Source organism: Pseudomonas frederiksbergensis, assembly GCF_003732665.1.
Classification (GTDB): domain Bacteria; phylum Pseudomonadota; class Gammaproteobacteria; order Pseudomonadales; family Pseudomonadaceae; genus Aquipseudomonas; species Aquipseudomonas frederiksbergensis_G.
The window spans coordinates 1-24,716 of the sequence record NZ_MOBP01000016.1 but is presented as its reverse complement, the minus strand read 5'-3'; the positions used below and the strand labels follow the sequence as shown (position 1 = coordinate 24,716).

Annotated in this window: 18 protein-coding genes and 2 pseudogenes; 11 read left to right on the top strand and 9 right to left on the bottom strand. The window is 61.0% G+C overall.

The features are described 5' to 3' along the window. Nucleotides 1-27 precede the first annotated feature (27 nt). The 9 genes and pseudogenes from BK665_RS25125 to gap all read right to left on the bottom strand — a co-directional run bounded on the left by BK665_RS25125 (nucleotide 28) and on the right by gap (nucleotide 10,633). Nucleotides 28-1,353, bottom strand: coding sequence for a CoA transferase (locus BK665_RS25125; RefSeq protein WP_123409266.1), 1,326 nt, complete (start codon nucleotides 1,351-1,353; stop codon nucleotides 28-30). A 173-nt stretch (nucleotides 1,354-1,526) separates the two neighbouring features. Next, nucleotides 1,527-2,051: pseudogene (locus BK665_RS35405) on the bottom strand (methyl-accepting chemotaxis protein); the annotation flags it as partial. Between the two features lie 333 nt (nucleotides 2,052-2,384). Next, nucleotides 2,385-3,392, bottom strand: a pseudogene (locus tag BK665_RS35400) (methyl-accepting chemotaxis protein); the annotation flags it as partial. Between the two features lie 531 nt (nucleotides 3,393-3,923). Beyond that, on the bottom strand, nucleotides 3,924-4,325 hold the full coding sequence (locus BK665_RS25105) for a YbaN family protein (protein WP_123409263.1): 402 nt from the start codon (nucleotides 4,323-4,325) through the stop codon (nucleotides 3,924-3,926). Nucleotides 4,326-4,449: 124 nt separating this feature from the next. Next, entirely contained in the window at nucleotides 4,450-5,052 is a 603-nt protein-coding gene (locus tag BK665_RS25100) for a biliverdin-producing heme oxygenase (RefSeq protein WP_123409262.1), read from the bottom strand. A gap of 115 nt (nucleotides 5,053-5,167) precedes the next feature. Continuing rightward, entirely contained in the window at nucleotides 5,168-7,732 is a 2,565-nt protein-coding gene (locus BK665_RS25095) for a TonB-dependent receptor (protein WP_123409261.1), read from the bottom strand. Between the two features lie 122 nt (nucleotides 7,733-7,854). Continuing rightward, a complete protein-coding gene (locus BK665_RS25090) occupies nucleotides 7,855-8,820 on the bottom strand; it encodes a FecR family protein (protein WP_123409260.1) in 966 nt (321 codons plus the stop codon). Nucleotides 8,821-8,904: 84 nt separating this feature from the next. Continuing rightward, nucleotides 8,905-9,432 carry an RNA polymerase sigma factor gene (locus tag BK665_RS25085; RefSeq protein ID WP_123409259.1) on the bottom strand — a complete coding sequence of 176 codons (528 nt, stop codon included), beginning with the start codon at nucleotides 9,430-9,432 and terminating at the stop codon, nucleotides 8,905-8,907. Nucleotides 9,433-9,631: 199 nt separating this feature from the next. Continuing rightward, a complete protein-coding gene (gap, locus tag BK665_RS25080) occupies nucleotides 9,632-10,633 on the bottom strand; it encodes a type I glyceraldehyde-3-phosphate dehydrogenase (RefSeq protein WP_054044940.1) in 1,002 nt (333 codons plus the stop codon). 220 nt (nucleotides 10,634-10,853) lie between these two features. On the opposite strand from gap, the gene edd reads away from it, so the two are divergent. The 11 genes from edd to BK665_RS25025 all read left to right on the top strand — a co-directional run bounded on the left by edd (nucleotide 10,854) and on the right by BK665_RS25025 (nucleotide 24,559). Next, the gene (gene edd, locus BK665_RS25075; protein WP_123409258.1) at nucleotides 10,854-12,680 is read left to right on the top strand and encodes a phosphogluconate dehydratase; all 1,827 of its coding nucleotides are present in this window, start codon (nucleotides 10,854-10,856) and stop codon (nucleotides 12,678-12,680) included. Then, entirely contained in the window at nucleotides 12,677-13,627 is a 951-nt protein-coding gene (locus tag BK665_RS25070) for a glucokinase (protein WP_123409257.1), read from the top strand. The genes edd and BK665_RS25070 overlap by 4 nt, the downstream gene beginning before the upstream one ends. Before the next feature lie 288 nt (nucleotides 13,628-13,915). After that, a complete protein-coding gene (locus BK665_RS25065; protein WP_123409256.1) occupies nucleotides 13,916-14,647 on the top strand; it encodes a response regulator in 732 nt (243 codons plus the stop codon). Beyond that, entirely contained in the window at nucleotides 14,637-16,106 is a 1,470-nt protein-coding gene (locus BK665_RS25060; RefSeq protein WP_123409255.1) for an ATP-binding protein, read from the top strand. The genes BK665_RS25065 and BK665_RS25060 overlap by 11 nt, the downstream gene beginning before the upstream one ends. 215 nt (nucleotides 16,107-16,321) lie before the next feature. Further along, nucleotides 16,322-17,581, top strand: coding sequence for a D-mannose isomerase (locus BK665_RS25055; RefSeq protein WP_123409254.1), 1,260 nt, complete (start codon nucleotides 16,322-16,324; stop codon nucleotides 17,579-17,581). Between the two features lie 117 nt (nucleotides 17,582-17,698). Beyond that, nucleotides 17,699-19,000, top strand: coding sequence for an ABC transporter substrate-binding protein (locus tag BK665_RS25050; RefSeq protein WP_123409253.1), 1,302 nt, complete (start codon nucleotides 17,699-17,701; stop codon nucleotides 18,998-19,000). Nucleotides 19,001-19,157: 157 nt separating this feature from the next. Beyond that, a complete protein-coding gene (locus BK665_RS25045) occupies nucleotides 19,158-20,066 on the top strand; it encodes a carbohydrate ABC transporter permease (RefSeq protein WP_054044927.1) in 909 nt (302 codons plus the stop codon). Continuing rightward, nucleotides 20,059-20,904 carry a carbohydrate ABC transporter permease gene (locus tag BK665_RS25040; protein WP_123409252.1) on the top strand — a complete coding sequence of 282 codons (846 nt, stop codon included), beginning with the start codon at nucleotides 20,059-20,061 and terminating at the stop codon, nucleotides 20,902-20,904. The genes BK665_RS25045 and BK665_RS25040 overlap by 8 nt, the downstream gene beginning before the upstream one ends. A gap of 2 nt (nucleotides 20,905-20,906) precedes the next feature. After that, nucleotides 20,907-22,067, top strand: a complete 1,161-nt coding sequence (locus BK665_RS25035) for an ABC transporter ATP-binding protein (RefSeq protein ID WP_123409251.1) — start codon at nucleotides 20,907-20,909, stop codon at nucleotides 22,065-22,067. A 174-nt stretch (nucleotides 22,068-22,241) separates the two neighbouring features. Continuing rightward, nucleotides 22,242-23,591, top strand: a complete 1,350-nt coding sequence (locus BK665_RS25030; protein WP_123409250.1) for a carbohydrate porin — start codon at nucleotides 22,242-22,244, stop codon at nucleotides 23,589-23,591. A 113-nt stretch (nucleotides 23,592-23,704) separates the two neighbouring features. Further along, entirely contained in the window at nucleotides 23,705-24,559 is an 855-nt protein-coding gene (locus BK665_RS25025) for a D-hexose-6-phosphate mutarotase (protein WP_123409249.1), read from the top strand. Nucleotides 24,560-24,716: the final 157 nt, after the last annotated feature.

The window sequence follows — 24,716 nt, the reverse complement described above, 5'->3', positions numbered from 1 at the left end:
AGAGCGTGGGAACGATCGGTCCAAAGATCACCACCACTGCGCCCGATGGGAACCCAATTCCGCAGCCGGCAGTGTCCATTGCAGCGGTGTCCCGGTGATTTTCAGGGGGACATGCAACCGATGCGCCGGCCCCCAAGGCGTCTGCTCCACCAACAGCCCCTGATCATTCTCATCCTCGGCCCGCAACGGCTCATTCGTCCCGGCGCCTTGCTCGATCAACAACTTCGCCGTCCGCGCCAACGACAGCCGCGCCGATCCACCCTGTCCCAGCAACTTGATCGCCGCAGCCGCCATCAAATACCCGGTGGCGTGATCCAGCGCCTGCACCGGCAATGGCGTCGGCTTGTCCGCTTTCTTCCATTGCTGTCCCGCCTCGGCAATCCCGCTGCTCATCTGCACCAGGCTGTCGAAACCCCGGCGGTTCTGCCACGGGCCGCTCCAGCCGTAGGCGTTGAGGCAGACATCGACCAAACCGGGCGCCAACTCCTGGCGTTCGGACACGCCGTAACCCAAGCGCTCCAAAGCATCGGCGCGGTAGCCGTGGAGCAGAATGTCGGCGTCCTTGAGCAGGCTTTCGAACACGGTGCGATCAGCCTTGTCGTGCAGATCCAGGCGTGCGCAACGTTTGCCGAGGGTGACTTCCGGCACCACGCCGGGCTCGTTCCAGGTCGGTGGGTCGATGCGCAAGACATCGGCGCCGAGGCCGGCGAGGAAACGGCTGGCGACGGGGCCGGCGAGCACCCGGGTCAAATCCAGCACCTTGATTCCGGCCAGCGGCCGCGCCACCGAGCCTTGCCATGGTTTGGCGATGCTGTTGGCGCTGAACTGAATCAACGGCTCGGCGTTCACCGCAATGCCTTGGGGATGAGTTTGCCATTGCGCCCAGGTGCGCATTTCGGCGGCGCAGCCACCGGCCTCGACCACGGCGTGCTCCAGATCGGTCTTGGCCCATTTCGCCACTTGGCTCGCCATGGCGGCGCGGTCGGCGCAGGCGCCGAGCACGCTTTCAGCGGCGGCGCGGTGATGCGGGGCGTTGGTGTGCAGGCGGATCCAGCCGTCCTTCGTCGCATAGTCCCCGGCCACCGGGTCCCACAGCGGCGGTACGTTCCAGCCTATGGGGCGGATCGACGTGGCGAACCAGAACGAGGCGAGGCGGCGGTCGACTTCAAGGCTGGGCAAACGACCGGTGTGCTGTTGCAGTAATTCGCTGACCGCCTGGCCGGCGGCGGCAATGCTGGCGCAGGCCAGGTCGGTGACGGCGAACGCCGAGGGCAAGGCGCCGCTCGACGTGAAAGGGATCGGGGTGTGCGGCAAGCCGAGTGCGGCTTGAATGGACGTGAGTAAATCAGTCATCGAAGGCCCTCCGGAACGAGGGATCGATCATAGATCAAAACAACCTGCGATGATCATTCCCCTGTGGGAGCGGGCTTGCTCGCGAATGCGGTGTGTCATTCAACATTAACGTCGACTGACACGGCCTCTTCGCGAGCAAGCCCGCTCCCACAGGGGGGATTTGCGGTGGGACTTTAAACCCGGAACTGATCCATCAATTTCATCTGATGGGTGGCCAAAGCATTGAGTTGGCTGCTGATCTGCGCCGACTCGGTCGCTTGCCCGGTCAGGGTTTCGGTGACGGTGCGGATCGCCGAGACGTTGCGGTTGACCTCTTCGGCCACGGCGCTTTGCTGTTCGGCGGCGCTGGCGATTTGCAGGTTCATGTCGCTGATCACCGTCACTGCATCGCTGATCTTGCCCAGGGCCTGGACGGCTTGCTGGATCTGCCCGGCGTTGCTGTGGGCCTGGGTTTGGCTCGAATGCATGGTGGCGACCACGCCACGGGTGGCGGTCTGGATGCGTTCGATGACGAGGCGGATTTCTTCCACCGAATCCTGGGTGCGTTTGGCCAGGTTGCGCACTTCATCGGCGACCACCGCAAAACCACGGCCGCTTTCCCCGGCGCGGGCCGCTTCAATCGCGGCGTTGAGGGCCAGCAGGTTGGTCTGTTCGGCGATGCTGCGGATCACTTCCAGCACCGAGCCGATCTGCTCGCTGTTCACCGCCAGGGCTTCGACTTCGGTCACAGCCTTGCTGACTTCATCGGCCAGCAAGTTGATGTCCCGGGTGCTGCGCTCGATGATCTGCATGCCATCACGAGCCGATTGGTCGGCGCCCTTGGCCGCGTTCGCTGCGTTCGACGCGCTGTTGGCCACATCGTGGGCGGTGGCGCTCATTTCGTTGGACGCGGTGGCGACCTGATCGATTTCGCGGAACTGCACCTGCATGCCTTCGCTGGTCTGGCGGGCGATTTCCGAAGACTGGTCGGCGGTGCCACGGGCGTCGGTGATGCTTTGTTTGATCTGGGCGATGGTCGGTTGCAGCTTGTCGAGGAAACGGTTGAACCAGCTCACCAGTTCGCCGAGTTCGTCTTTCTTGCTGTACTGCAAACGTTGGGTCAGGTCGCCGTCGCCGCTGGCAATCGCCTTGAGCATTTCAGCCACGCTGTTGATCGGCCGGGTCACGCCAGACGCGGTGAGCCAGATCAGCAGCAGACCGACGAGGCCCGCCGCAATCGCCACCAGCAACGCCTTGATGGTGCCGCTTTGTTGCGCGTCATCCAGCACCGCTTGCAGCTTCACCGAATCGGCCAGCAGCACGGATTTGGGCAGGTCGATCACCACGCCCCACGCCTTGGAATCAGGGATCGGGCTGACCGGGTACACGGCACGGATCAGGTCACCTTGTTCGAGAATCTTCGGTGTGCCGTTGCCCACCAGTTGCAGCGCTTCCTTGCCATCAGCGCCCAAGGTGTCGCCGATGCTTTTACCAACCTTGCTCGCGTCAACGCTGTAACCGGCGAGCACACCGCTGCCGGAGACGATCAGCATATGCCCGGCGCCGTTGAACAGGTCACGCTGGGAATCCACCGCTGCCGCTTGCAGCGAGTCGAGGGCGATGTCCACGCCGACCACGCCGATGGCTTTGCCGTCCACCAGCAATGGCACGGAAATGGTGGTCATCAGCACCTCCTTGCCGCCGACGGTGTCGGAGTACGGGTCGAGCAGGCAGGTGCGCTTGTTGTCCCGAGGGCAGGTGTACCAACTGTTGTAGGGTGTGCCGCTGAGGCTCAGGGTGGTTTTGGTCATGTCGTCTTCGACCATGATCGTGTTCAGCCCGACCCCGCCCGCACGGCTCCAGTAACTGGCGAAACGCCCGGATTCGTTGGACTGGCGCGCTGCGTCATTGGCGAACTCACTGTCCTTGCCATCGAGGCCGTTGGGCTCGAACGCCAGCCAGATCCCCAGCACTTTGCTGTTGCGCTCGAAAGCGGTTTTCAGGCTCTGGTTCAACTCTTCGCGCAGGGCGCCAGCGTCCAGGGAACGCTTGGCGGCCATGGTGCGCATGTCCTTGATCTGGTCGGCCAGGGCCGTCACCACCAACAGGCTTTCACCGAAGGTCTTCTGCACCCGCACGGCTTGCTCGGCGGCTTTGGCCTGAAGCAGGTTCTGCACACTGGCGGTGAGCATTTTGCTGCTGGAGGCGTTGACCAGTTCGTCGTTCTGATTGGTCTGGTAGATGTTCATGCCGACGATCAAGGCGACAACGCCAAGCAGGCACAGGCCAGACAGCAGGACGATTTTCAGGCGGATGGACAGAGAGTCGAACATAGGGCGAACTCGCAAATGGATGAGGTGTTGGCCAAGAGACGGGAGTACTCCCGCTTGCCAAGTCCATTCAGCGCCATTCCTGAACCATCGGCGTGGGGGTGAGTTGCATGAGGAAAAGCCGATGAGTGGTCGGCGTAAACGTTTGCGCTGGATTTTGTGGTGTTTGGGCTGGCCCTTTCGCGAGCAGGCTCGCTCCCACATTTGGAATGCATTCCCCTGTGGGAGCGAGCCTGCTCGCGAATGCAGACGACTCGGTAATCAGGAAGGTTGTGGCAAGGATTCCGGCCGCGACCAGATCCACAAATTACCCAAACTCATCCCCGCAATCGCCAGGTAAATCGGCCAGCCATGTTCAAGCATCGCCAGCATCAACCCGGCGCACAGCAACATGCTGACCGTGGCGCTGACCTTGGCCCGACGGGCGATGATTTTGCCGTTGCGCCAGTTGCACAGGATCGGTCCGAACAAGCGGTGGTTTTCCAGCCAGGCACTCAGGCGCGGCGAACTCTTGGTCGCGGCCCACGCGGCGAGGAGGATGAACTCGGTGGTCGGCAGGCCCGGCACGACAATCGCAATCAGGCCGATGCCCAGGCTGAAGTAGGCCAGCAGGGCGAACAGGACGCGGGCGAGTTTGGAGGAGACGGGTTGTTTGCGGGTCATAAGGTCGACGTTTATACCCTGTAGGAGCGAGGCTTGCCCGCGAAAGCGGTGTATCAGGCGCTATTGATGTCGACTGACACACCGCCTTCGCGGGCAAGCCTCGCTCCTACAGGGGGTTGCGTTGTCAGGCGAGTTCCGGGGTGTAGGCCTGTTCCAGTAGCACGGTGAAGCGGTTGAACGCATCGACCGCCGCTTGCTCGATTTGCGCTTCTTCCTCGGCGCTGAACTCCAGCGAGTCGAGGGTCTTGACGAAGCTTTTCCAGCCTTCCGCACGACCACCGTCCGGTTCACCGAGGTGACGGGCGCCGAAGGTTTCGCTCAAACCCAATCCTACGGCGCGCTTGATCAAAAACGCAGCGCCGAGTTTCGAGCCTTCGGAGACGAACAACCAACCCAGGGCCGCCGCTTTGGTTGGATTCTTTACCGCGCCAGCCACCGGTGCTGGAACCTCGGTGTCCAGATCCGCTAAGTCAGCCTTGGCCGCTTCAGCCCGGCAGCGCGCCGGCAGGTCCGGGACGATGGCCGTGAGTTCGGCATCGTTGTACAGCGACACCAGTTCCGACTGGAACAAATACTGCGCCACCACGAAACGGGCGAAGTTGGCCTGGGTTTCGAACGGTGCGTGGGCTTTGACCAGGGCATCGAGCTTGGTGTGCGGCTCGTTGGTGATCTGGTTCAAACGTTGCGAACGCAGGGCGGGGCGTTGAGCAGTGTCCGGGGAGGTCATGAGTAGTCCTTGAGAAAATTTAGGCGCTTGGTAACGAGACGAACAAGAAGACGCCCGAGCGTAAAAAAACCTCACTGCGCGACGTTAATAAAGCCGCGCAATGAGGTGTTCAGGGTCAGATGTCCCAGACCAGGTTGATCGCGAAGTTGCGACCCGGCTGGGTCAGGCGATCGAGGTTGGCCGGTTGCGTGACCGAGGCTTCGCCGACGCTGTCGTAGCCGCGCACGTCATCCCACTGCCAGTACTTCTTGTCGGTCAGGTTGTAGAGGCCGGCGTTGACGGTCACATCGTCCGTGACCTTGTAGAAACCGGCCAGGTCGAGCACGCCATAACCCGGAGTCTTGAACTGGGTGCTGGTGCCGTCCGGGGTCTTGAAGCTGGTGCTGTCGACGCGGTCCTTGCGCTTGACCAGGGTCCAGCTCAACAGGGCGCCGTAATTGTCCTGGTCGTAACCGAGGCCAAACACGCCGGTCAGCGGGTTGATGCTGTTCAGCGGCTGGCCGCTGTCATCGTTGCGGCCATACAGGTACGACGCCGAGCCTTGGGTGTAGAGGCCGGTCGGCGCGCCGAAGGTGTCGAGGTTCAGGCGACCTTTGAGCTCCACACCTTTGATGGTGGCGTGCTTGATGTTGTTGCTCTGGAACGTGGTCTCGGTGTAACCGGGAGTGATCGCATTCTCGTCGATGAAGTCGCGGTATTTGTTGTAGAACACCGCCACATCGAAGCTGCCCGCCTCGAACTGGCCACGCAGGCCGGTTTCATAACTCTTGCTCTTTTCCGGGTCGAGGTCCGGATTCGGCGCGACCTGGTAACCACCGGCCAGGTTTTCGAAGCGACCGTACAACGCCTTGGCGGTCGGCGTGCGGAAACCTTCGGCGTACTGGCCGTACCAGGTGTAGTTGTCGTTGAAGCTATAGGTGGTGCCGAATTTCGGCGACAAGCGATGCCAGGTCTTGGTCTTGTCGCTCACCACGCCGTTGCCGCTCTGGTCGGCGGTGGCCAGGAACTCGTCGGTGATGTGCGGTTTGAGCTGGGTGTAGTCGTAGCGAGCGCCGGGCAGGAAGGTCCAGTTGCCCCAGCTGATCTGATCCTGAGCGAACAGGCTGTAGCTGTTGATGGTCGGGTCCGGGAAGTCACTCGCAGGTTTCAACGTGTCGGCGGCGCTAGGCGCACCGATCACCCGGCAGGCGCCGGCCACGGTCAGGCAGGTGCCGCTGCCGGTGCGCAGGCCGGTGACCTTGTCCTGTTTGATGGTGGTGCCGTAGGTGACAGTGTGATCGGTGTCAGCAATGGCGAAGGACTTGTCAGCCTGGGCATCGAACACCCATTGGCGATCCTTGTAATTGGTGTTGCGTTCACGCAGCACGGTGCGCGACGGCGCGTAGATTTCTTCGGTGCTCTGGTCGGTCTTGGCGATCTGGTAGTTCAGCGACCACTTGATGTTGTCCGCCAGCGCGGAATCCAGGCCGAAACTGTGCTCAATGCCGAAACGTTCGCGACTGACCGTGTCGTTGCCGGTGCGGGATTTGTAGAAACCAAAACCGCGTCCGGCGTTGAATGGGCCACCGACAGCGCTCAGTTGGTTGGTGTCGCGGTCGTCCTTGTATTTCTCGTAGGTCAGGCCCAGACGTGCATCGTCGGCGTAGTTCCAGCCCAGTTTGGCCAGCACGTTGGTGGTGCGCACGTCCTCGGGGTTGGCCTCGGTGCGGTTCAGACCGGTGCCGCCGGTTTCGCCGTAGGAGTCGGTTTCATGGCCATTGCGCTGGCTCAGGTGCAGCAAGCCGTCGAACTCGCCGGTGCGGCCGGCGACGGTGCCGGAGGTCAGCCAACTGTCATCCGCCGAGCTGTAGCCGGTTTTCAAACGGGCGCCAACGTCCTTGCCGGGCTTGATGATGTCGTCCGGGTCGAGGGTGTAGTAGCTGACGGCGCCGCCGATGGCGTTGCTGCCGTAGAGCACCGACGCCGGGCCACGGAGAATCTCGACGCGTTTGACGATTTCCGGGTCGACGTAGTTGCGGTTGGTCTGGGCGTAGGGGCCGTTGAAGAAACTGTCGGGCACTTGCACACCGTCGACTTGAGTCAGCACGCGGTCGCCGTCGATGCCGCGAATGTTGTAGCCGGTCAGCCCGGCACGCTTGCCGGCGCCGCCCACCGAAACACCCGGTTCGTAGCGCACCAGATCCTTGATGTTGTTGACGTTGTTGCGGTCCAGCTCTTCGCGGGTCTGGACCGTGACGGTGGCCGGCACGCTGTCGATGCTCTGTTCCTGGCGGGTGGCGCTGATCGTCACTTGTTGTAGATTGAGCGCGCCGCTGCTGCTGCGTTTCTCCAGCACGATGTTGTTATTGCCCAGTTTGCGATAGCCGAGGTTGGTCCCCACCAACAGGCGATCGAGGGCTTTCTCCGGCGGTAACGAACCGCGCACACCCGGCGAAGCGACGCCTTGGGCCAGTTCGGCGGGCAAGCCGACCTGCCAACCGGTCACGGCGGTAAAGGCATTCAGTGCCGACACCAGCGACTGCTGTGGAATGGCGAACGAATAATCGCCCATGTTGCGGCTCGGCTGTTCAGCGGCAGTGGCCGCCATCAGCGGCGCAGCACCGGCCATCAGGATGGCGGCGGTCAGCAGCGACAACACGCGGGAAGGTGAAGAGGACTGGCGGGTATGGCGAGAGGACATCGATAGCGCTCCGTGTCGCACGAATCTTTATAGGTGCAGATTGGCATCTTCAGATGCGAATCAATTGCATTGGCTATAACGAGACGAACGAGCTTCAGCTATCGAGTAAAAATAATTCTCATTTAGTTCAAGATCACCAAGGCGGGGAATTCTTGAAGGCGCGCCGAGGTGATGTGAGCGAGGGAGCGGACCACGTCCAGAGGCTGGTCGAGCCGGTAATTGCCAGTGACGGCGACGTCGGCCAACTGTTCGTTGTTGTTGATAATCCAGCCCGGGTAGTAGCGCCGCAGCTCCGCCAGCACCTGGCTCAGCGGGCAGTTCTCGAACACCAGCCGGCCCTGGACCCAGGCCAGGTCGGTGGCGGCATCGAGCTTGGCCGGGCGGTCGAAACCGTTGGGGCCGATGCGGATGCTTTCCCCGGCCGTGAGACGCACCCGCGCATCGTCACGGGTGGCGCGCAAATCCACATCGCCACGCTGCACCCGAACCTGCGCCACGCCGTCGAGGTAACGCACGGCAAACGCGGTATCGCGCACGCTGGCCTTGACCGGCCCGGCATCGATTTCCAGGGCCTGGCCACGGTTGGCCGGCACCTCGAAAAACGCCTCGCCCTGATACAAGCGGGCCACGCGCTGCTGATCGTTGATGGTGCTGGAGAAGGCCGAGTTGGTATTGAGCAGGACTTTCGAGCCGTCCTCCAATTGCAGACGCTGGCGTTCACCGACCACGGTCAGGTGATCGGCCTGCAGGCGCATCGGCAGATTGCTGAAGCTGAACAGACCGACGATCAACACCGCCGCCGTGGCCAGGGGTTTCCAGTGCGGACGCAGGCGCGACAGCACGCTGATTTTCGGTGGTTGGGCGGCGAGGCTTTGTGCGCATTGCGTCACCAGCGGCCCGTCCCAGATCGCCTGGGCCTTGGCGAACGCTTCGGCATGCAACGGATCGGCTGCGAGCCAGTCGTGAAACTGCCGGGTTTGTTCTTCGCTCGGACTGCCCATGACGATCAACCAGTCCAAAGCCTGGTCCATCGCGCTGGCGGGGTCTCGCGCCGGGGTGGGCGCTGAGGAGCGGTGGGTGTCCGTCACGGTGTTTCCTCGGAAACAGATTCAAGTTTCAAGCTACAAGCGGCAAGCTCAAGCCAGTTCGGTGTTTAGCTTGCAGATCGATGCTTAAAGCCTACCACTGCCGTCGTGTTTTTCTGCAACACCGATGCAGATAGCCATGATCAGCTTCAGTTCCTTCTGCACGGTGCTCAACGACACTCCGAGTTGTTCGGCGATTTCCAGGTAGCTGTGGCCGTGCAGGCGACTGAGGATGAAGATTTGTTGCTGGCGATGGCTGAGTTCACTGAGGCTCACGTTCAAACGCTCCAGCAATTGTTCGGCATGGGCGGCGTCTTCGGCACTGCTGGCGGGGGCGGCGACGCTTTCCACCACGTCCAGCGGGACGTCATCGAGCATCGTGCGCGACTGGATACGTCGCGCACGTAAATGGTCCAGCGCCAGGTTGCGGGCGGTCTGGAAGACGAAGGGTTCGAGGTGATCAATGGCCCGCTCACTGAGCGCCCGGGTCACGCGCAGGTAGGTTTCCTGCAGCAGGTCTTCGGCGGTGCTGTGATTGTTGACCATCCGCTCCAGCGTGCGCAGCAGGGAAACCCGCTGGGCGATGAAGACGTGATTGAAGCGCGATTGACTCACGGGAGGACCTGATCCATTTCGAGCGAATGATAATGCTTATCATCCGCCTGAGTGGTCAAGTGTTGATTTGTGCACGATCTGTAATGCACGCCAAAACCTGTGGGAGCGGGCTTGCTCGCGAAAGCGGTGTATCAGTCAACATCATCGGCGACTGGCACACCTTCTTCGCGAGCAAGCCCGCTCCCACAATGAATTGCGTTTATTCGGCGTTGCACAGCGCCAGGCAGTTATCGAGCATGCGGTTGGAGAAGCCCCATTCGTTGTCGTACCAGGCCAGGACCTTGAGCAGCTTGCCGCTGGACTTGGTGTGGTTGGCGTCGAAGATCGACGACAGCGGGTTGTGGTTGAAGTCGCTGGAGACCAGCGGCAGGGTGTTGTAGCCAAGAATCTTCGAGTGTTGCGCGGCTTCTTTCAGCAGCGCGTTCACTTCATCGGCCGACGCTTCGCGCTTGAGCTGCACGGTCAGGTCCACCAGCGATACGTTGATCACCGGCACACGCACGGCCATGCCGGTCAGTTTGCCCGCCAGTTCCGGCAGCACCAGGCCGACCGCTTCGGCGGCGCCGGTCTTGCTCGGGATCATGTTCTGGGTGGCCGAACGGGCGCGGTACGGGTCGGTGTGGTAGACGTCGGTCAGGTTCTGGTCGTTGGTGTAGGCATGGATCGTGGTCATCAGACCGCTTTCGATCCCCAGCTCGCGGTGCAGCACCTGGGCCACTGGGGCCAGGCAGTTGGTGGTGCACGAGGCGTTGGAAATAATCTGGTGCGATTGGCGCAGAATGTCGTGGTTGACCCCATAAACCACGGTGGCGTCGGCGCCTTTGGCCGGGGCCGAGATAATCACTTTGCGCGCGCCAGCCGTAATATGTGCGGCGGCTTTGGCACGGTCGGTGAACAGACCGGTGCATTCGAATACCACGTCGATTTTTTCCGCAGCCCATGGCAGTTCGGCCGGGTTGCGGATGGCGCTGACGGAAATGCGGTCGCCGTTGACGGTCAGGCTTTCATTATCGTGCTGGACATCAGCGTCGAATGTGCCGTGAACGGTGTCGTACTTGAGCAGATGAGCGTTGATCGAGCTGTCACCCAGGTCATTGATCGCGACGATCTGCAAATCCTGGCGGTAGCCTTGGGTATACAGTGCGCGCAGGACATTACGGCCAATACGGCCAAAACCATTGATTGCGATTCGAAGAGTCATTTAACTGGGCCGCCGTCGATTTGTTGTTGGAATTACAAGATTATTCGCATAAAAATAGAAAACAAGCCTTTTTAATGGCAATATTTTGTTCAATCTACAACGAGTGACCTGAATCAACTGGTCCGATCGATCAAGAAAGCCGCCCGTCACCCCATCGACAACGGCCCTTGATCAGCATAGACAATCAGGTCGCCACATCCGTTAGCCTGGAGTTCTACACATGCATCCCCGCGTCCTTGAGGTCACCGAACGGCTTATCGCCCGTAGCCGAGCTACTCGTGAGGCTTACCTTGCGCTGATTCGCGGCGCCGCCACTGACGGTCCGATGCGCGGCAAGCTGCAATGCGCCAACTTCGCCCACGGCGTGGCCGGTTGCGGCACCGACGACAAGAACAGCCTGCGGATGATGAATTCCGCGAACATCGCAATTGTTTCTTCATATAACGACATGCTCTCGGCGCATCAGCCGTACGAAGTCTTTCCTGAACAAATCAAAAAAGCCCTGCGCGAGATCGGCTCGGTCGGCCAGTTCGCCGGCGGCACCCCGGCGATGTGCGATGGCGTGACCCAGGGCGAGCCCGGCATGGAACTGAGCCTGCCGAGCCGTGAAGTGATCGCGATGTCCACCGCCGTGGCGCTGTCCCACAACATGTTCGACGGCGCGCTGATGCTCGGCATCTGCGACAAGATCGTCCCGGGCCTGATGATGGGCGCGTTGCGTTTCGGTCATCTGCCGACGATCTTCGTGCCGGGCGGGCCGATGGTCTCGGGCATTTCCAACAAGCAGAAAGCCGATGTGCGTCAGCGCTATGCCGAAGGCAAGGCCAGCCGCGAAGAGCTGCTGGAATCGGAAATGAATTCCTACCACAGCCCCGGCACCTGCACCTTCTACGGCACCGCCAACACCAACCAGTTGCTGATGGAAGTCATGGGCCTGCACTTGCCGGGCGCGTCTTTCGTCAACCCGAACACCCCGTTGCGCGAGGCCCTGACCCGCGAGGCCGCGCATCAGGTCACGCGCCTGACCAAGCAGAACGGTGACTTCATGCCGATCGGCGAAATCGTTGACGAGCGCTCGCTGGTCAACTCCATCGTGGCCCTGCACGCCACCGGCGGCTCGACCAACCACACCTTGCACATGCCGGCCATCGCCATGGCCGCGGGCATTCAACTGACCTGGCAGGACATGGCCGACCTCTCCGAGGTGGTGCCGACCCTGAGCCACGTCTACCCGAACGGCAAAGCCGACATCAACCACTTCCAGGCTGCCGGCGGCATGTCGTTCCTGATCCGCGAACTGCTGGAAGCCGGGTTGCTCCACGAAAACGTCAACACCGTGCTCGGCCATGGCCTGAGCCGTTACACCGTGGAACCGTTCCTCGATAACGGCGAACTGGTCTGGCGCGAAGGCCCGATCGAGAGCCTCGACGAAACCATCCTGCGTCCGGTGGCCCGTGCGTTCTCGCAAGAGGGCGGCTTGCGGGTGATGGAAGGCAACCTCGGTCGCGGGGTGATGAAAGTCTCCGCCGTCGCTCTGGAAAATCAGATTGTCGAAGCGCCAGCGATGGTGTTCCAGGATCAGCAGGATTTGGCCGACGCGTTCAAGGCCGGTTTGCTGGAGAAGGATTTTGTCGCGGTGATGCGCTTCCAGGGCCCGCGTTCCAACGGCATGCCGGAACTGCACAAGATGACGCCGTTCCTTGGCGTGCTGCAGGATCGCGGCTTCAAAGTCGCGCTGGTCACTGATGGTCGGATGTCCGGCGCCTCGGGGAAAATCCCGGCGGCTATTCATGTCAGCCCCGAAGCATTTGTGGGCGGCGCTTTGGCGCGGGTGCAAGAGGGCGATATCATCCGCGTCGATGGCGTCAAAGGCACCCTGGAGCTTAAGGTGGACGCCGAAGAATTCGCAGCGCGCACCCCGGCCAAAGGTTTGTTGGGCAACAACATCGGCAGCGGGCGCGAACTGTTTGGTTTCATGCGCATGGCCTTCAGCTCCGCAGAGCAGGGCGCCAGCGCCTTCACTTCTGCCCTGGAGACGCTTAATTGAAACTGGCTTTGGTCGGTGACATCGGTGGGACCAACGCACGTTTCGCGTTGTGGAAAAACCAGCAACTGGAGTCGATCCAGGTGCTGGCGACAGCGGATCATGCCAGCCCGGAGGAGGCCATTGGCGTCTACCTCAGTGGCCTGGGCTTGAAACCGGGGGACATCGGTTCGGTGTGCCTGTCGGTGGCCGGTCCCGTGGGCGGCGACGAATTCAAGTTCACCAACAATCACTGGCGCCTGAGTCGCAAGGCGTTTTGCCAGACCTTGCAGGTGGATCAGTTAATGCTGGTCAACGACTTCTCGGCCATGGCCCTGGGCATGACCCGTTTGCAGCCGGACGAATTCCGCGTGGTCTGCGAAGGAACGCCGGAACCGTTGCGGCCGGCAGTGGTGATCGGGCCTGGCACCGGATTGGGCGTCGGTACACTGCTCCATCTCGCAGAAGGCCGTTATGCGGCGTTGCCGGGGGAGGGTGGTCACGTCGATTTGCCGCTGAGCAGCCCACGGGAAACCCAGCTGTGGCAGCACATCTTCAATGAAATCGGGCATGTCAGCGCCGAGACGGCGTTGAGCGGCGGCGGCTTGCCTCGGGTTTACCGGGCCATCTGCGCAGTGGATGGCCACGAGCCGGTGCTCGACACCCCGGAAGCGATTACCGCTGCCGGTCTGGCGGGGGACCCGATTGCCCTGGAAGTGCTGGAGCAGTTCAGTTGCTGGCTCGGCCGCGTGGCCGGCAACAACGTGCTGACCACTGGTGGGCGCGGCGGTGTGTACATCGTCGGCGGGGTGATTCCACGGTTTGCCGATTTCTTTGTTGAAAGCGGTTTCGCCCGCTGCTTCGCCGACAAGGGTTGCATGAGCGATTACTTCAAAGGCATCCCGGTGTGGTTGGTGACAGCGCCGTATTCGGGGTTGGTGGGCGCGGGTGTGGCGCTCGACCAGGCTTGAGACCGTGTCGCGCCCTTCGCGGGCAAGCCTCGCTCCTACAGGTTGTCGGTGTTCTTTCGATCAACACCCATCCTGTAGGAGCGAGGCTTGCCCGCGAAGAGGCCCGCACAGACACCAACGATCTACGCACGATAATGATCGTTCCCACGCTCTGCGTGGTAATGCAGCCCGTGACGCTCCGCGTCACTGGACGCGGAGCGTCCCTTGAGGCATTCCCACGCAGAGCGTGGGAACGATCGAACGATCAGGCATAATCCGCCCAATTCAAACAACAAGGATGCCGCCCCTGTGAGCTCAGTCAACAAGTCGATTTTGTTGGTCGATGACGATCAAGAGATACGCGAGTTGCTGGACACCTACCTGACCCGTGCAGGTTTTCAGGTGCGCACGACGCCGGACGGCGCAGGCTTTCGCCAGGCCATGAACGACGCGCCGAGCGATCTGGTGATCCTCGATGTGATGCTGCCGGACGAAGACGGTTTCAGCCTCTGCCGCTGGATTCGCCAACACCCGCGCCAGGCCCAGGTGCCGATCATCATGCTCACCGCCAGCTCCGACGAGGCCGACCGGGTGATTGGTCTGGAACTCGGTGCCGACGATTACCTCGGCAAACCCTTCAGCCCCCGCGAACTGCAAGCGCGGATCAAGGCCTTGCTGCGCCGTGCCCAATTCGGTCAGGAACGTTCCGGCAGTGAAGTGCTGGCCTTCGACGACTGGCGCCTGGACATGGTCAGCCATCGGCTGTTCCACATCGATGGCGAAGAAGTGATTCTCTCCGGCGCCGACTTCGCCTTGCTGAAACTGTTCCTCGATCACCCCCAGGAAATCCTCGACCGCGACACCATCGGCAACGCCACCCGTGGCCGCGACTTGATGCCGCTGGATCGCATCGTCGACATGGCCGTCAGCCGTTTGCGTCAGCGCCTGCGGGACACCGAAAAGCCGCCGCGACTGATCCGTACCGTGCGGGGCAGTGGCTACCAACTGGCTGCCAATGTGGTTGCCAGCAATGGCCACTGAGTGGTTGCGTCGCCTCGCTGCCAAGGTGCCGGTGCCCCGTTCGTTGCTTGGGCGGATGTTGCTGCTGACCCTGTTGGTAGTGTTGTTCGCCCAGGCGCTGTCGAGCGTGATCTGGGTTTCACAACTGCGCGCTACCCAGCTCGAAGGCCTGGTCACCAGCGCCCGCAGCCTGGCCCATTCGATGACCGCCAGTGTCAGTTATTTCCGCTCGTTGCCCGTCGCATTCCGGCCGTTGGTGCTCGATCAGTTGCGCAGCATGGGCGGCACCCGGTTCGTGGTGACCCTCAACGACAAACCCCTGGGGATGGAAGTGCTGCCGATCACCCCGCGCAAAGCGGCGGTGCTCAAGGCTGTGGACGAAGTGTTGCGCGAGTCCCTGGGCCACGACACCGACATCTCGGTGACCTTTGTCAGCCCCGAAGACCTGCGGATCTTCAACAGCGGGTTGAAGCTCGATGAATTGCCGCGCTCCTGGGCGCATTACGCGTTGACCCTGGAACCGGTGAACCCGCCGGTGCTGGTCACGCAAATCCAGATGGCGCCGGGTGAATGGCTGTACATCGCCTCGCTGCTGCCCGAGCCCTACACCAGTCTTGAAGAGCAGGGCCTGCCGGCGCAGCAAGTGTGGTTTATCGTGCTCACCAGCGGCTTTTTGCTGTTGTTTATCGGCCTGCTGGTGCACTGGCAAAGTCGTCCGCTCAAGCGTTTGGCCCGGGCGGCACGGGACATGTCCCTCGGCGCTGAAGTCGAGCCGGTGCCCGAGGGCGGCGGCAGTGAAGTGGTCGAGGTGGGTCGCGCCTTCAACGCGATGCGCGAACGGATCAGCCGTTACCTGACTGAGCGCAGCCAGTTGTTCAGCGCCATTTCCCACGACCTGCGCACGCCGATCACCCGGCTGCGGCTGCGGGTCGAATTGCTCGAAGACGAAACGCTACAAGCCAAGTTCGGCCGCGACCTGGATGAGCTGGAGCTGCTGGTCAAAGGCGCGCTGCAATGCGTAAAAGACACCGATATCCACGAAAACATCGAGCCGGTGGACCTCAATCACGTACTCGATTGTCTGGTGGAACCGTACCTGGCGCCCAACGGCAATGGCCGCGTGACTCAGCAGGGCCGGGCATTTGCCGCGTATCCAGGCAAACCCCTGGCGCTCAAGCGCTGCATCGGCAACCTGATCGACAACGCCTTGAAGTACGGGCAGAACGCCCATTTGCACATCGACGATGACCAGAGCGCGTTCATCCTGCATGTGGACGATGAGGGGCCGGGGGTGCCGGAGCAGCGGATGGAGCAGGTGTTCGAACCGCACTTTCGCCTGGCCGGGCAGCAGCAGGGTTATGGGTTGGGGTTGGGGATTGCGCGCAACATTGCCCATAGCCATGGCGGCGAGGTGAGTTTGCAGAATTTGCGTGAGGGTGGGTTGCGGGTGACGTTGCAGCTTCCTCGGTCGCTCGATTAAAGACCGCGTTATCGTTCTTCGCGAGCAAGCCCGCTCCCACATTGGAATACGGTCACCTGTGGGAGCGGGCTTGCTCGCGAAAGCGTCAGACTGTTCAACACATCCTTCAAGGTCAATGTCACAACCCAGTGACAAAACCCGCCCCCTTCGTTACCTGCCCCGCCTCGACCGTTGTTTAGACTGCCCTCCAGTCATAACAACAAAAAAGGTACTCCATGGACACCTTTCAACCGGCCTTCAGCAGTTGGCTGAACGCGCATGCCCACCAGCAATGGCTCGCCGCCGAAGGCTTGCGCCTGCTGGCGTTCGCCAAGGCTTCGAAGCTGCCCGAAGGCTTCGGCAATCTCGATGAAAGAGGCCAGCTCCCGGCAAACGCCCGCGCCGAAACCATGAACACCGCGCGCATGACCCATAGCTTCGCCATGGCCCATATCCAGGGCCTGCCAGGGTTTGCCGAGCTGGTGGATCACGGGGTCCAGGCCCTCAGCGGCCCGTTGAAGGATGCTGAACACGGCGGCTGGTTCGCCACGGCCCATCATCGCGACGACAACACCGGTAAAGCCGCCTATCTGCATGCCTTCGTCGCCCTCGCTGCCAGTTCTGCGGTGGTCGCGCAACGCCCCGGCGCCCAAGCGTTGCTCGACGATGCGATCCACATCATCGACACGCATTTCTGGAGCGAGGAGGAGGGCGCCATGCGCGAATCCTTCAATCGCGACTGGAGTGAGGAAGAAGCCTATCGCGGCGCCAACAGCAACATGCACGCCACCGAAGCCTTCCTCGCGCTGGCGGATGTCACCGATGACCACCGCTGGCTCGTCCGGGCCCAACGCATCGTCGAGCGCGTCATCCACGGTCACGCCGCCGCCAACGATTACCTGGTGGTCGAGCATTTCGACCGCGATTGGCAGCCGCTGCGCGAGTACAACCACGACAACCCGGCCGACGGTTTCCGCCCTTACGGCACGACGCCGGGTCACGGTTTCGAATGGGCGCGGCTGCTGTTGCACCTCGAAGCCGCACGGGTCCAGGCCGGGATGCTCACGCCCGGTTGGCTGGCGACGGATGCGCAAAAACTGTTCGATCACAATTGTCGTCATGGCTGGGCTATCGATGGTTTGCCGGGGATTGTCTACACCCTGGATTGGGACAACCGCGCCGTGGTTCGCCACCGCCTGCACTGGACCCATTGCGAAGCCAGCGCCGCCGCCAGTGCGTTGCTCAAACGAACCGGCGATGAGCAATACGAAACCTGGTATCGACTGTTCTGGGAATTCTGTGACAGTCATTTCATCGACCGTTGCGATGGCAGTTGGCACCATGAACTCAATCCGCAAAACCGCCCGAGCGCCGATATCTGGGGCGGTAAACCGGATCTGTATCACGCCTGGCAAGCGCTGCTGATCCCGCGCCTGCCATTGGCGCCGAGCATGGCCACTGCCTTGGGGCAGTTGTCCCAGAGCGCTCCTGTGTAACCATGTGGTGACATTCAAGCGTCCCTTCGTTACCTGCGAGGGGATAACTCCTGTTTAAAATCCCATGCAGCGCAAGCACCAGACTTGCATGCATAACAACAAGAAAGGTAATTCTAGATGAATGCGATTTCTCGCCTCGCTACTGTCATTTCTCTTGCCTCATTGCTTCCAATCTCTGCATTCCCCCTCAGTGCACTTGCCGCCGATGCCAAAGGTTCGGTAGAAGTCGTTCACTGGTGGACCTCCGGTGGCGAAAAAGCCGCTGTCGATGTCCTCAAAGCCCAAGTTGAAAAAGACGGTTTCACCTGGAAGGACGGCGCAGTCGCCGGTGGTGGCGGTGCGACCGCCATGACCGTACTGAAAAGCCGCGCCGTTGCCGGTAACCCGCCTGGTGTAGCGCAGATCAAAGGTCCGGACATCCAGGAATGGGCGTCCACCGGTCTGCTCGACACCGACGTCTTGAAAGAGACTGCCAAGTCGGAGAAGTGGGACAGCCTGCTCGACAAGAAAGTCTCCGATACCGTGAAGTACGACGGTGATTACGTGGCCGTACCGGTGAACATTCACCGTGTGAACTGGCTGTGGATCAACCCGGAAGTGTTCAAGAAAGCCGGGATCGAAAAAGCCCCGACCACCCTCGAAGAATTCTACGCCGCTGGCGACAAGCTCAAGAAAGCGGGCTTCATTGCCCTTGCCCACGGCGGCCAGCCTTGGCAGGACAGCACCGTGTTCGAAGCGGTGGTCCTTTCGGTCATGGGCGCCGACGGCTACAAGAAAGCCCTGGTCGACCTGGACAACGCTGCGCTGACCGGTCCTGAAATGGTCAAGTCGCTGACCGAACTGAAGAAAGTCGCGACCTACATGGACGTTGACGGCAAAGGCCAGGACTGGAACCTGGAAGCGGCCAAGGTCATCAACGGCAAGGCCGGCATGCAGATCATGGGTGACTGGGCCAAGAGCGAATGGACCGCGGCCAAGAAAGTCGCCGGCAAGGACTACGAGTGCGTAGCCTTCCCGGGCACCGACAAGGCCTTCACTTACAACATCGACTCCCTGGCGGTGTTCAAGCAGAAAGACAAAGGCACGTCCGCTGCCCAGCAGGACATTGCCAAGGTCGTTCTGGGTGAGAACTTCCAGAAAGTCTTCAGCATCAACAAAGGCTCGATCCCGGTTCGCATCGACATGCTGAACAAAATGGCAGAAAACGGTTTCGACTCCTGCGCCCAGACCGCGGCCAAGGATTTCCTGGCGGACGCCAAGTCCGGCGGCCTGCAACCGAGCATGGCGCACAACATGGCGACCACGCTGGCGGTACAGGGCGCGTTCTTTGATGTGGTGACCAACTACATCAACGATCCGAAGGCTGATCCAGCCGATGCTGCCAAGAAACTCGGCGCGGCGGTCAAGTCGGCCAAATAACCGTTAGAGCCGCAGCTCCCCCTTGTGGGAGCGGGCTTGCTCGCGAAGGCGTCGTGTCAGTTCATACAGAGTTGCCTGACACTCCGCTTTCGCGAGCAAGCCCGCTCCCACACAGGGAATGCGCTTGTAATCCTTTTTCTACGTACTGGATCTTCCCATGAGTTCTGTTGCTGTGTTCAGCAAGGCCTCGCCGTTCGATGCATTGCAACGCTGGCTCCCTAAACTGGTGCTGGCGCCGAGCATGTTCATCGTTCTGGTGGGCTTCTATGGCTATATCCTCTGGACGTTCGTTCTGTCGTTCACCACGTCGACCTTCCTGCCCACCTACAAATGGGCCGGCCTGGCGCAATACCAGCGGCTGTTCGACAACGACCGCTGGTGGGTAGCGAGCAAGAACCTGGCGGTATTCGGCGGCATGTTCATCGGCATCACCCTGGTGATCGGTGTGCTGCTGGCGGTGTTCCTCGACCAGCGCATTCGTCGCGAAGGTTTCATCCGCACCATTTACCTGTACCCGATGGCGCTCTCGATGATCGTGACCGGTACGGCCTGGAAATGGCTGCTCAACCCGGGCATGGGCCTGGACAAATTGTTGCGTGACTGGGGCTGGGAAGGCTTCCGCCTGGACTGGCTGATTGACCCGGATCGCGTGGTGTACTGCCTGGTGATCGCTGCCGTCTGGCAAGCCTCGGGCTTTATCATGGCGATGTTCCTCGCCGGTTTGCGTGGCGTTGATCAATCGATCATCCGTGCCGCCCAGATCGACGGCGCGAGCATGCCGCGCATCTACCTCAAAGTGGTGTTGCCGAGCCTGCGTCCGGTGTTCTTCAGCGCCGTGATGATCCTCGCGCACATCGCGATCAAGAGCTTCGACCTGGTCGCGGCCATGACGGCTGGTGGCCCGGGTTATTCCTCCGACCTGCCGGCGATGTTCATGTATTCCTTCACCTTCAGTCGCGGCCAGATGGGCATGGGCTCGGCCAGTGCGATTCTGATGCTCGGTGCGATTCTCGCAATCATCGTGCCTTACCTGTACTCCGAGCTGAGGACCAAGCGTCATGACTAGTTTCGCTGCCAAACCTTCCATCAGCCTGAGTCGCATCGCGATCTACGCCGTGCTGATCCTCGCGGTGTTCCTGTACCTGATACCGCTGGTGGTCATGCTGTTGACCAGTTTCAAGACCCCGGAAGACATCAACTCCGGCAACCTGCTGAGCTGGCCGACCGTGGTCAGCGGCATTGGCTGGGTCAAGGCCTGGGGCACGGTTGACGGGTACTTCTGGAACTCGATCAAGATCACCGTCCCGGCGGTTTTGATTTCCACGGCTATCGGTGCGTTGAACGGCTATGTGCTGTCGATGTGGCGCTTCCGTGGTTCGCAGTTGTTCTTCGGCCTGCTGCTGTTCGGTTGCTTCCTGCCGTTCCAGACCGTGCTGCTGCCGGCCTCGTTCACCCTCGGCAAAATGGGCCTGGCCAGCACCACCACCGGTTTGGTGTTCGTGCACGTGGTCTACGGCCTGGCGTTCACCACGCTGTTTTTCCGTAACTACTACGTCAGCGTGCCGGATGCGCTGGTGAAAGCGGCGCGGCTCGATGGCGCAGGTTTCTTCACCATCTTCCGGCTGATCATCCTGCCGATGTCCACCCCGATCATCATGGTCTGCCTGATCTGGCAGTTCACCCAGATCTGGAACGACTTCCTGTTCGGCGTGGTGTTCTCCAGCGGTGATTCGCAACCGATCACGGTGGCGCTGAACAACCTGGTCAACACCAGTACCGGGGCTAAGGAATATAACGTTGATATGGCGGCGGCGATGATCGCCGGGCTGCCGACCCTGCTGGTCTATGTGGTCGCAGGCAAGTATTTCGTGCGCGGGCTGACGGCCGGCGCAGTCAAGGGGTAATCATGGCTACGCTCGAACTTCGCAATGTAAACAAGACCTATGGCCCCGGCCTGCCGGACACCCTCAAGAACATCGATCTGTCGATCAAGGCCGGTGAGTTCCTGATCCTGGTCGGACCTTCGGGTTGCGGCAAGTCGACCCTCATGAACTGCATCGCCGGCCTGGAAACCATCTCCGGCGGCGCGATAATGATCGGTGACCAGGACGTCAGCGGCATGAGCCCGAAAGACCGCGACATCGCCATGGTGTTCCAGTCCTACGCGCTGTACCCGACCATGAGCGTGCGCGAGAACATCGCCTTCGGCTTGAAGATCCGCAAAATGCCCGCCGCCGATATCGAAACGGAAGTGGCGCGGGTAGCCAAGCTGCTGCAGATCGAACACCTGCTCAACCGCAAGCCCGGCCAGCTCTCCGGTGGCCAGCAACAGCGCGTGGCCATGGGTCGTGCCCTGGCGCGGCGGCCGAAGATTTATCTGTTCGACGAACCGCTGTCCAACCTCGACGCCAAACTGCGGGTCGAGATGCGCACCGAAATGAAACTGATGCACCAGCGCCTTAAAACCACCACGGTCTACGTGACCCACGACCAGATCGAAGCCATGACCCTGGGCGACAAAGTGGCGGTGATGAAGGACGGGATCATCCAGCAGTTCGGCACGCCGAAAGACATCTACACCAACCCGGCCAACCTGTTCGTGGCGAGCTTCATCGGTTCGCCGCCGATGAACTTCATCCCGTTGCGCTTGCAGCGCAAGGACGGTCGCCTGATCGCATTGCTCGACAGCGGCCAGGCCCGGTGCGAGTTGCCGATGGGCATGCAGGACGCAGGTCTGGAAGATCGCGAAGTGATCCTCGGCCTGCGCCCGGAACAGATCGTACTGGCGAACGGCGAGCCGAATGGTTTGCCGACCATCCGCGCTGAAGTCCAGGTCACCGAGCCTACCGGGCCGGACACCCTGGTGTTCGTCAACCTGAACGAAACCAAGGTCTGCTGCCGTTTGGCGCCGGACATTGCACCGGGCGTGGGCGAGACCCTGACCCTGCAATTCGATCCGTCGAAAGTGCTGTTGTTCGATGCCAAGACCGGGGAGCGTTTGGGGGTTGCGGGCGTGGCGAAGACCGAAGCATCGGTTGGCAACATCGCGCAATTCAAAGGCCGATAAAGATCAAAAACTGTAGGAGCCAGGCTTGCCGGCGAAGGCGATTTCAAGGACGCCTTCGCCGGCAAGCCTGGCTCCTACAGGGGGGATACGCAGTGAGCGGCCTGTCGCTCATCGCAATCGATGTAAACCGCGTTAGATAAAAACAGTTAATAACAATAAAACGAGGATGTAGGGATGAAGAAGAAGAACAACGCTCAGCTTATCTGCCAATTATCAGCTGTTGCGGCGGCGATGACCCTGGTCGGTAGCGTTCATGCGGCTGACGCGTTCAGCGCTGATTCCCAGTGGATGACCGGGGATTGGGGTGGTGAGCGGACCAAGCTGATCGAGCAGGGTATCGACATCAAGATGGACTACGTCGGTGAAGTGGGCGGTAACCTTCACGGCGGCTACAACAACGACAAGACAGCGCGTTACTCCGACCAGTTTGGCCTGGGCGTCGCGTTGGACCTGCAAAAACTGCTGGGCTGGGACAACACCCAGGCCAAGGTCCAGTTCACCAACCGTAACGGTGAAAACATTTCCAACGACCGTGTTGGCGACCCGCGTGCCGGCACCTTGAGTTCTTCGCAAGAAGTCTACGGTCGTGGCCACATGGTCCGTCTGACTCAGTTGTGGATCAAACACCAGTTCCTCGACGGCAAACTGGACGTCAAGGCCGGTTACTTCGGCGAAGGCGAAGACTTCAACACCTTCCCTTGCGAGTTCCAGAACCTGGCGTTCTGCGGTTCCCAAGTGGGTAACTGGGCAACCAACATCTGGTACAACTGGCCCGTCAGCCAGGCTGCACTGCGCGTGAAGTACAACATCTCGCCTGAGTTCTACGCTCAGATCGGTGCGTACAACCAGAACCCGTCGCAACTGGAGCACGGCAACGGCTTCAAACTCAGCGGCAGCGGTACAGCGGGCACCGTTATCCCGGTGGAACTGGTCTGGTTGCCTAACCCGAACAACCTGCCGGGCGAATACCGTGTCGGTTACTACAAAAGCACGGCCAAGGCAGATGATGTCCGTGAAGACGTCAACGGTGATGATGCCGCCACCAGCGGTAACGCCTATCGCAGCCACAGCAGCAAGTCCGGCTACTGGTTCGTCGCGCAGCAACAACTCACCAGCCACAACGGTGACGCGTCCCGTGGTCTGAACATCGCCGCCAACGCCACGTTCCACGACAAGGACACCAACATCGTCGACAACTACCAGTCGCTGATGTTCGTGTACAAAGGCCCGTTCGACGCACGTCCGAAAGATGACGTTGGCATCGGCGCCGCCCGTATCCATGTCAACGACGACGTGAAGAAAAACGCCGAGCTGGTCAACGCTTCCAATGGCGTCAGCGACTATCAGGATCCGCTGTTCGCACCGCTGCGCAGCACCGAGTACAACTACGAAATCAACTACGGCTTCCACGTTACCAACTGGCTGACCGTGCGTCCTAACCTGCAATACATCACTCACCCGGGCGGTGTGGATGAAGTCGACAACGCGCTGGTGGCCGGTCTGAAAATTCAGTCGGTGTTCTAACGCTGTTGCGATAAGCTCCTCTCTATGTGCGCATATTTGCGGATGGCCAAGGCTATCCGCTTTTTTTTGGGGGCGGCGCACCCCGGGCAAGATGATTTTCAGGACTGCGGCACATGCATGAGCATCCGCTACAACGCTTCTTCAAATCCTTGCGCGAACGACCGGTGTTTGCGTGGGAGCGCTATCAGATGCGCGACGTGCTGGTGATCGATCATCCGCTGTGCCAGGCGGTGTTCAGTCGCCAGGGCGCGCAGTTGTTGCACTTTCAACCGACGGGGCAGAAGCCCTGGTTGTGGTGCGCGGCGAAGTGGCCGCACGTGGGCGCCATTCGTGGCGGCGTGCCGGTGTGCTGGCCGTGGTTTGGCCGTCACCCGAGCGAAAACGCCTGGCCATCCCATGGTTGGGCACGATTGCTGGACTGGAAGTTGCTGGACAGCAGCGCTGAAAACGATGGCGTGCGCTTGCACTGGCAATTGCAACTGTGCGACTGGACCGTTGACCTGCACGCACATCTGGGTGAGCGCATGGACCTGCGCCTGAGCACCGAGCATCAAGACACCCTGCCATGCCAACTGAGCCAGGCGTTGCATGCCTACTGGCGTATTGGCGATGTCAGTGAGATAGCGCTGTCTGGGCTCGACGGGGCGCAGGGTTACGATCAGTTGAGTCGCCAAGTGTGTCAGCAGGAAGGCGAGTTGCGGGTCGATGGCGGTTGTCAGCGGGTGTTCCAGCACGACGGCGAATTGCAGCTAAAGGACCACGCCTGGCAGCGGGAATTGTGCATCGACACCGGCGACCATGCGGACACGGTAGTGTGGCATCCGGGTTCACGGCCATTGCTGGGGGTGAGCTGGAATGAGGTGTTGGAGTTTGTCTGCGTGGAAGCGGCGAGTGGCGGCACCGACAGCCTGAGCCTGGCGCCGGGGGAGCGGGCGCATTTGAGTTTGCAGGCAAGGGTTGGGGTTTAGCTCAGGTCCTGCGGTGTTGCGGCTGACGCTTTCGCGAGCAAGCCCGCTCCCACAGTTGATCTCCAGTGAACATGAATGTTGTGTTCACAAAGATCCCCTGTGGGAGCGGGCTTGCTCGGGTAGAAACCGGGGACATCCTTTACGTTTTAAACCGGAG

Bases quoted from the DNA above. Each gene is read 5' to 3' on its own strand.
- BK665_RS25125 (WP_123409266.1), bottom strand. From the start codon at position 1,353: ATGACTGATTTACTCACGTCCATTCAAGCCGCACTCGGCTTGCCGCAC.
- BK665_RS25035 (WP_123409251.1), top strand. From the start codon at position 20,907: ATGGCTACGCTCGAACTTCGCAATGTAAACAAGACCTATGGCCCCGGC.
- gap (WP_054044940.1), bottom strand. From the start codon at position 10,633: ATGACTCTTCGAATCGCAATCAATGGTTTTGGCCGTATTGGCCGTAAT.
- BK665_RS25105 (WP_123409263.1), bottom strand. From the start codon at position 4,325: ATGACCCGCAAACAACCCGTCTCCTCCAAACTCGCCCGCGTCCTGTTC.
- BK665_RS25045 (WP_054044927.1), top strand. From the start codon at position 19,158: ATGAGTTCTGTTGCTGTGTTCAGCAAGGCCTCGCCGTTCGATGCATTG.
- BK665_RS25095 (WP_123409261.1), bottom strand. From the start codon at position 7,732: ATGTCCTCTCGCCATACCCGCCAGTCCTCTTCACCTTCCCGCGTGTTG.
- edd (WP_123409258.1), top strand. From the start codon at position 10,854: ATGCATCCCCGCGTCCTTGAGGTCACCGAACGGCTTATCGCCCGTAGC.
- BK665_RS25030 (WP_123409250.1), top strand. From the start codon at position 22,242: ATGAAGAAGAAGAACAACGCTCAGCTTATCTGCCAATTATCAGCTGTT.
- BK665_RS25055 (WP_123409254.1), top strand. From the start codon at position 16,322: ATGGACACCTTTCAACCGGCCTTCAGCAGTTGGCTGAACGCGCATGCC.
- BK665_RS25050 (WP_123409253.1), top strand. From the start codon at position 17,699: ATGAATGCGATTTCTCGCCTCGCTACTGTCATTTCTCTTGCCTCATTG.
- BK665_RS25025 (WP_123409249.1), top strand. From the start codon at position 23,705: ATGCATGAGCATCCGCTACAACGCTTCTTCAAATCCTTGCGCGAACGA.
- BK665_RS25040 (WP_123409252.1), top strand. From the start codon at position 20,059: ATGACTAGTTTCGCTGCCAAACCTTCCATCAGCCTGAGTCGCATCGCG.
- BK665_RS25060 (WP_123409255.1), top strand. From the start codon at position 14,637: ATGGCCACTGAGTGGTTGCGTCGCCTCGCTGCCAAGGTGCCGGTGCCC.
- BK665_RS25100 (WP_123409262.1), bottom strand. From the start codon at position 5,052: ATGACCTCCCCGGACACTGCTCAACGCCCCGCCCTGCGTTCGCAACGT.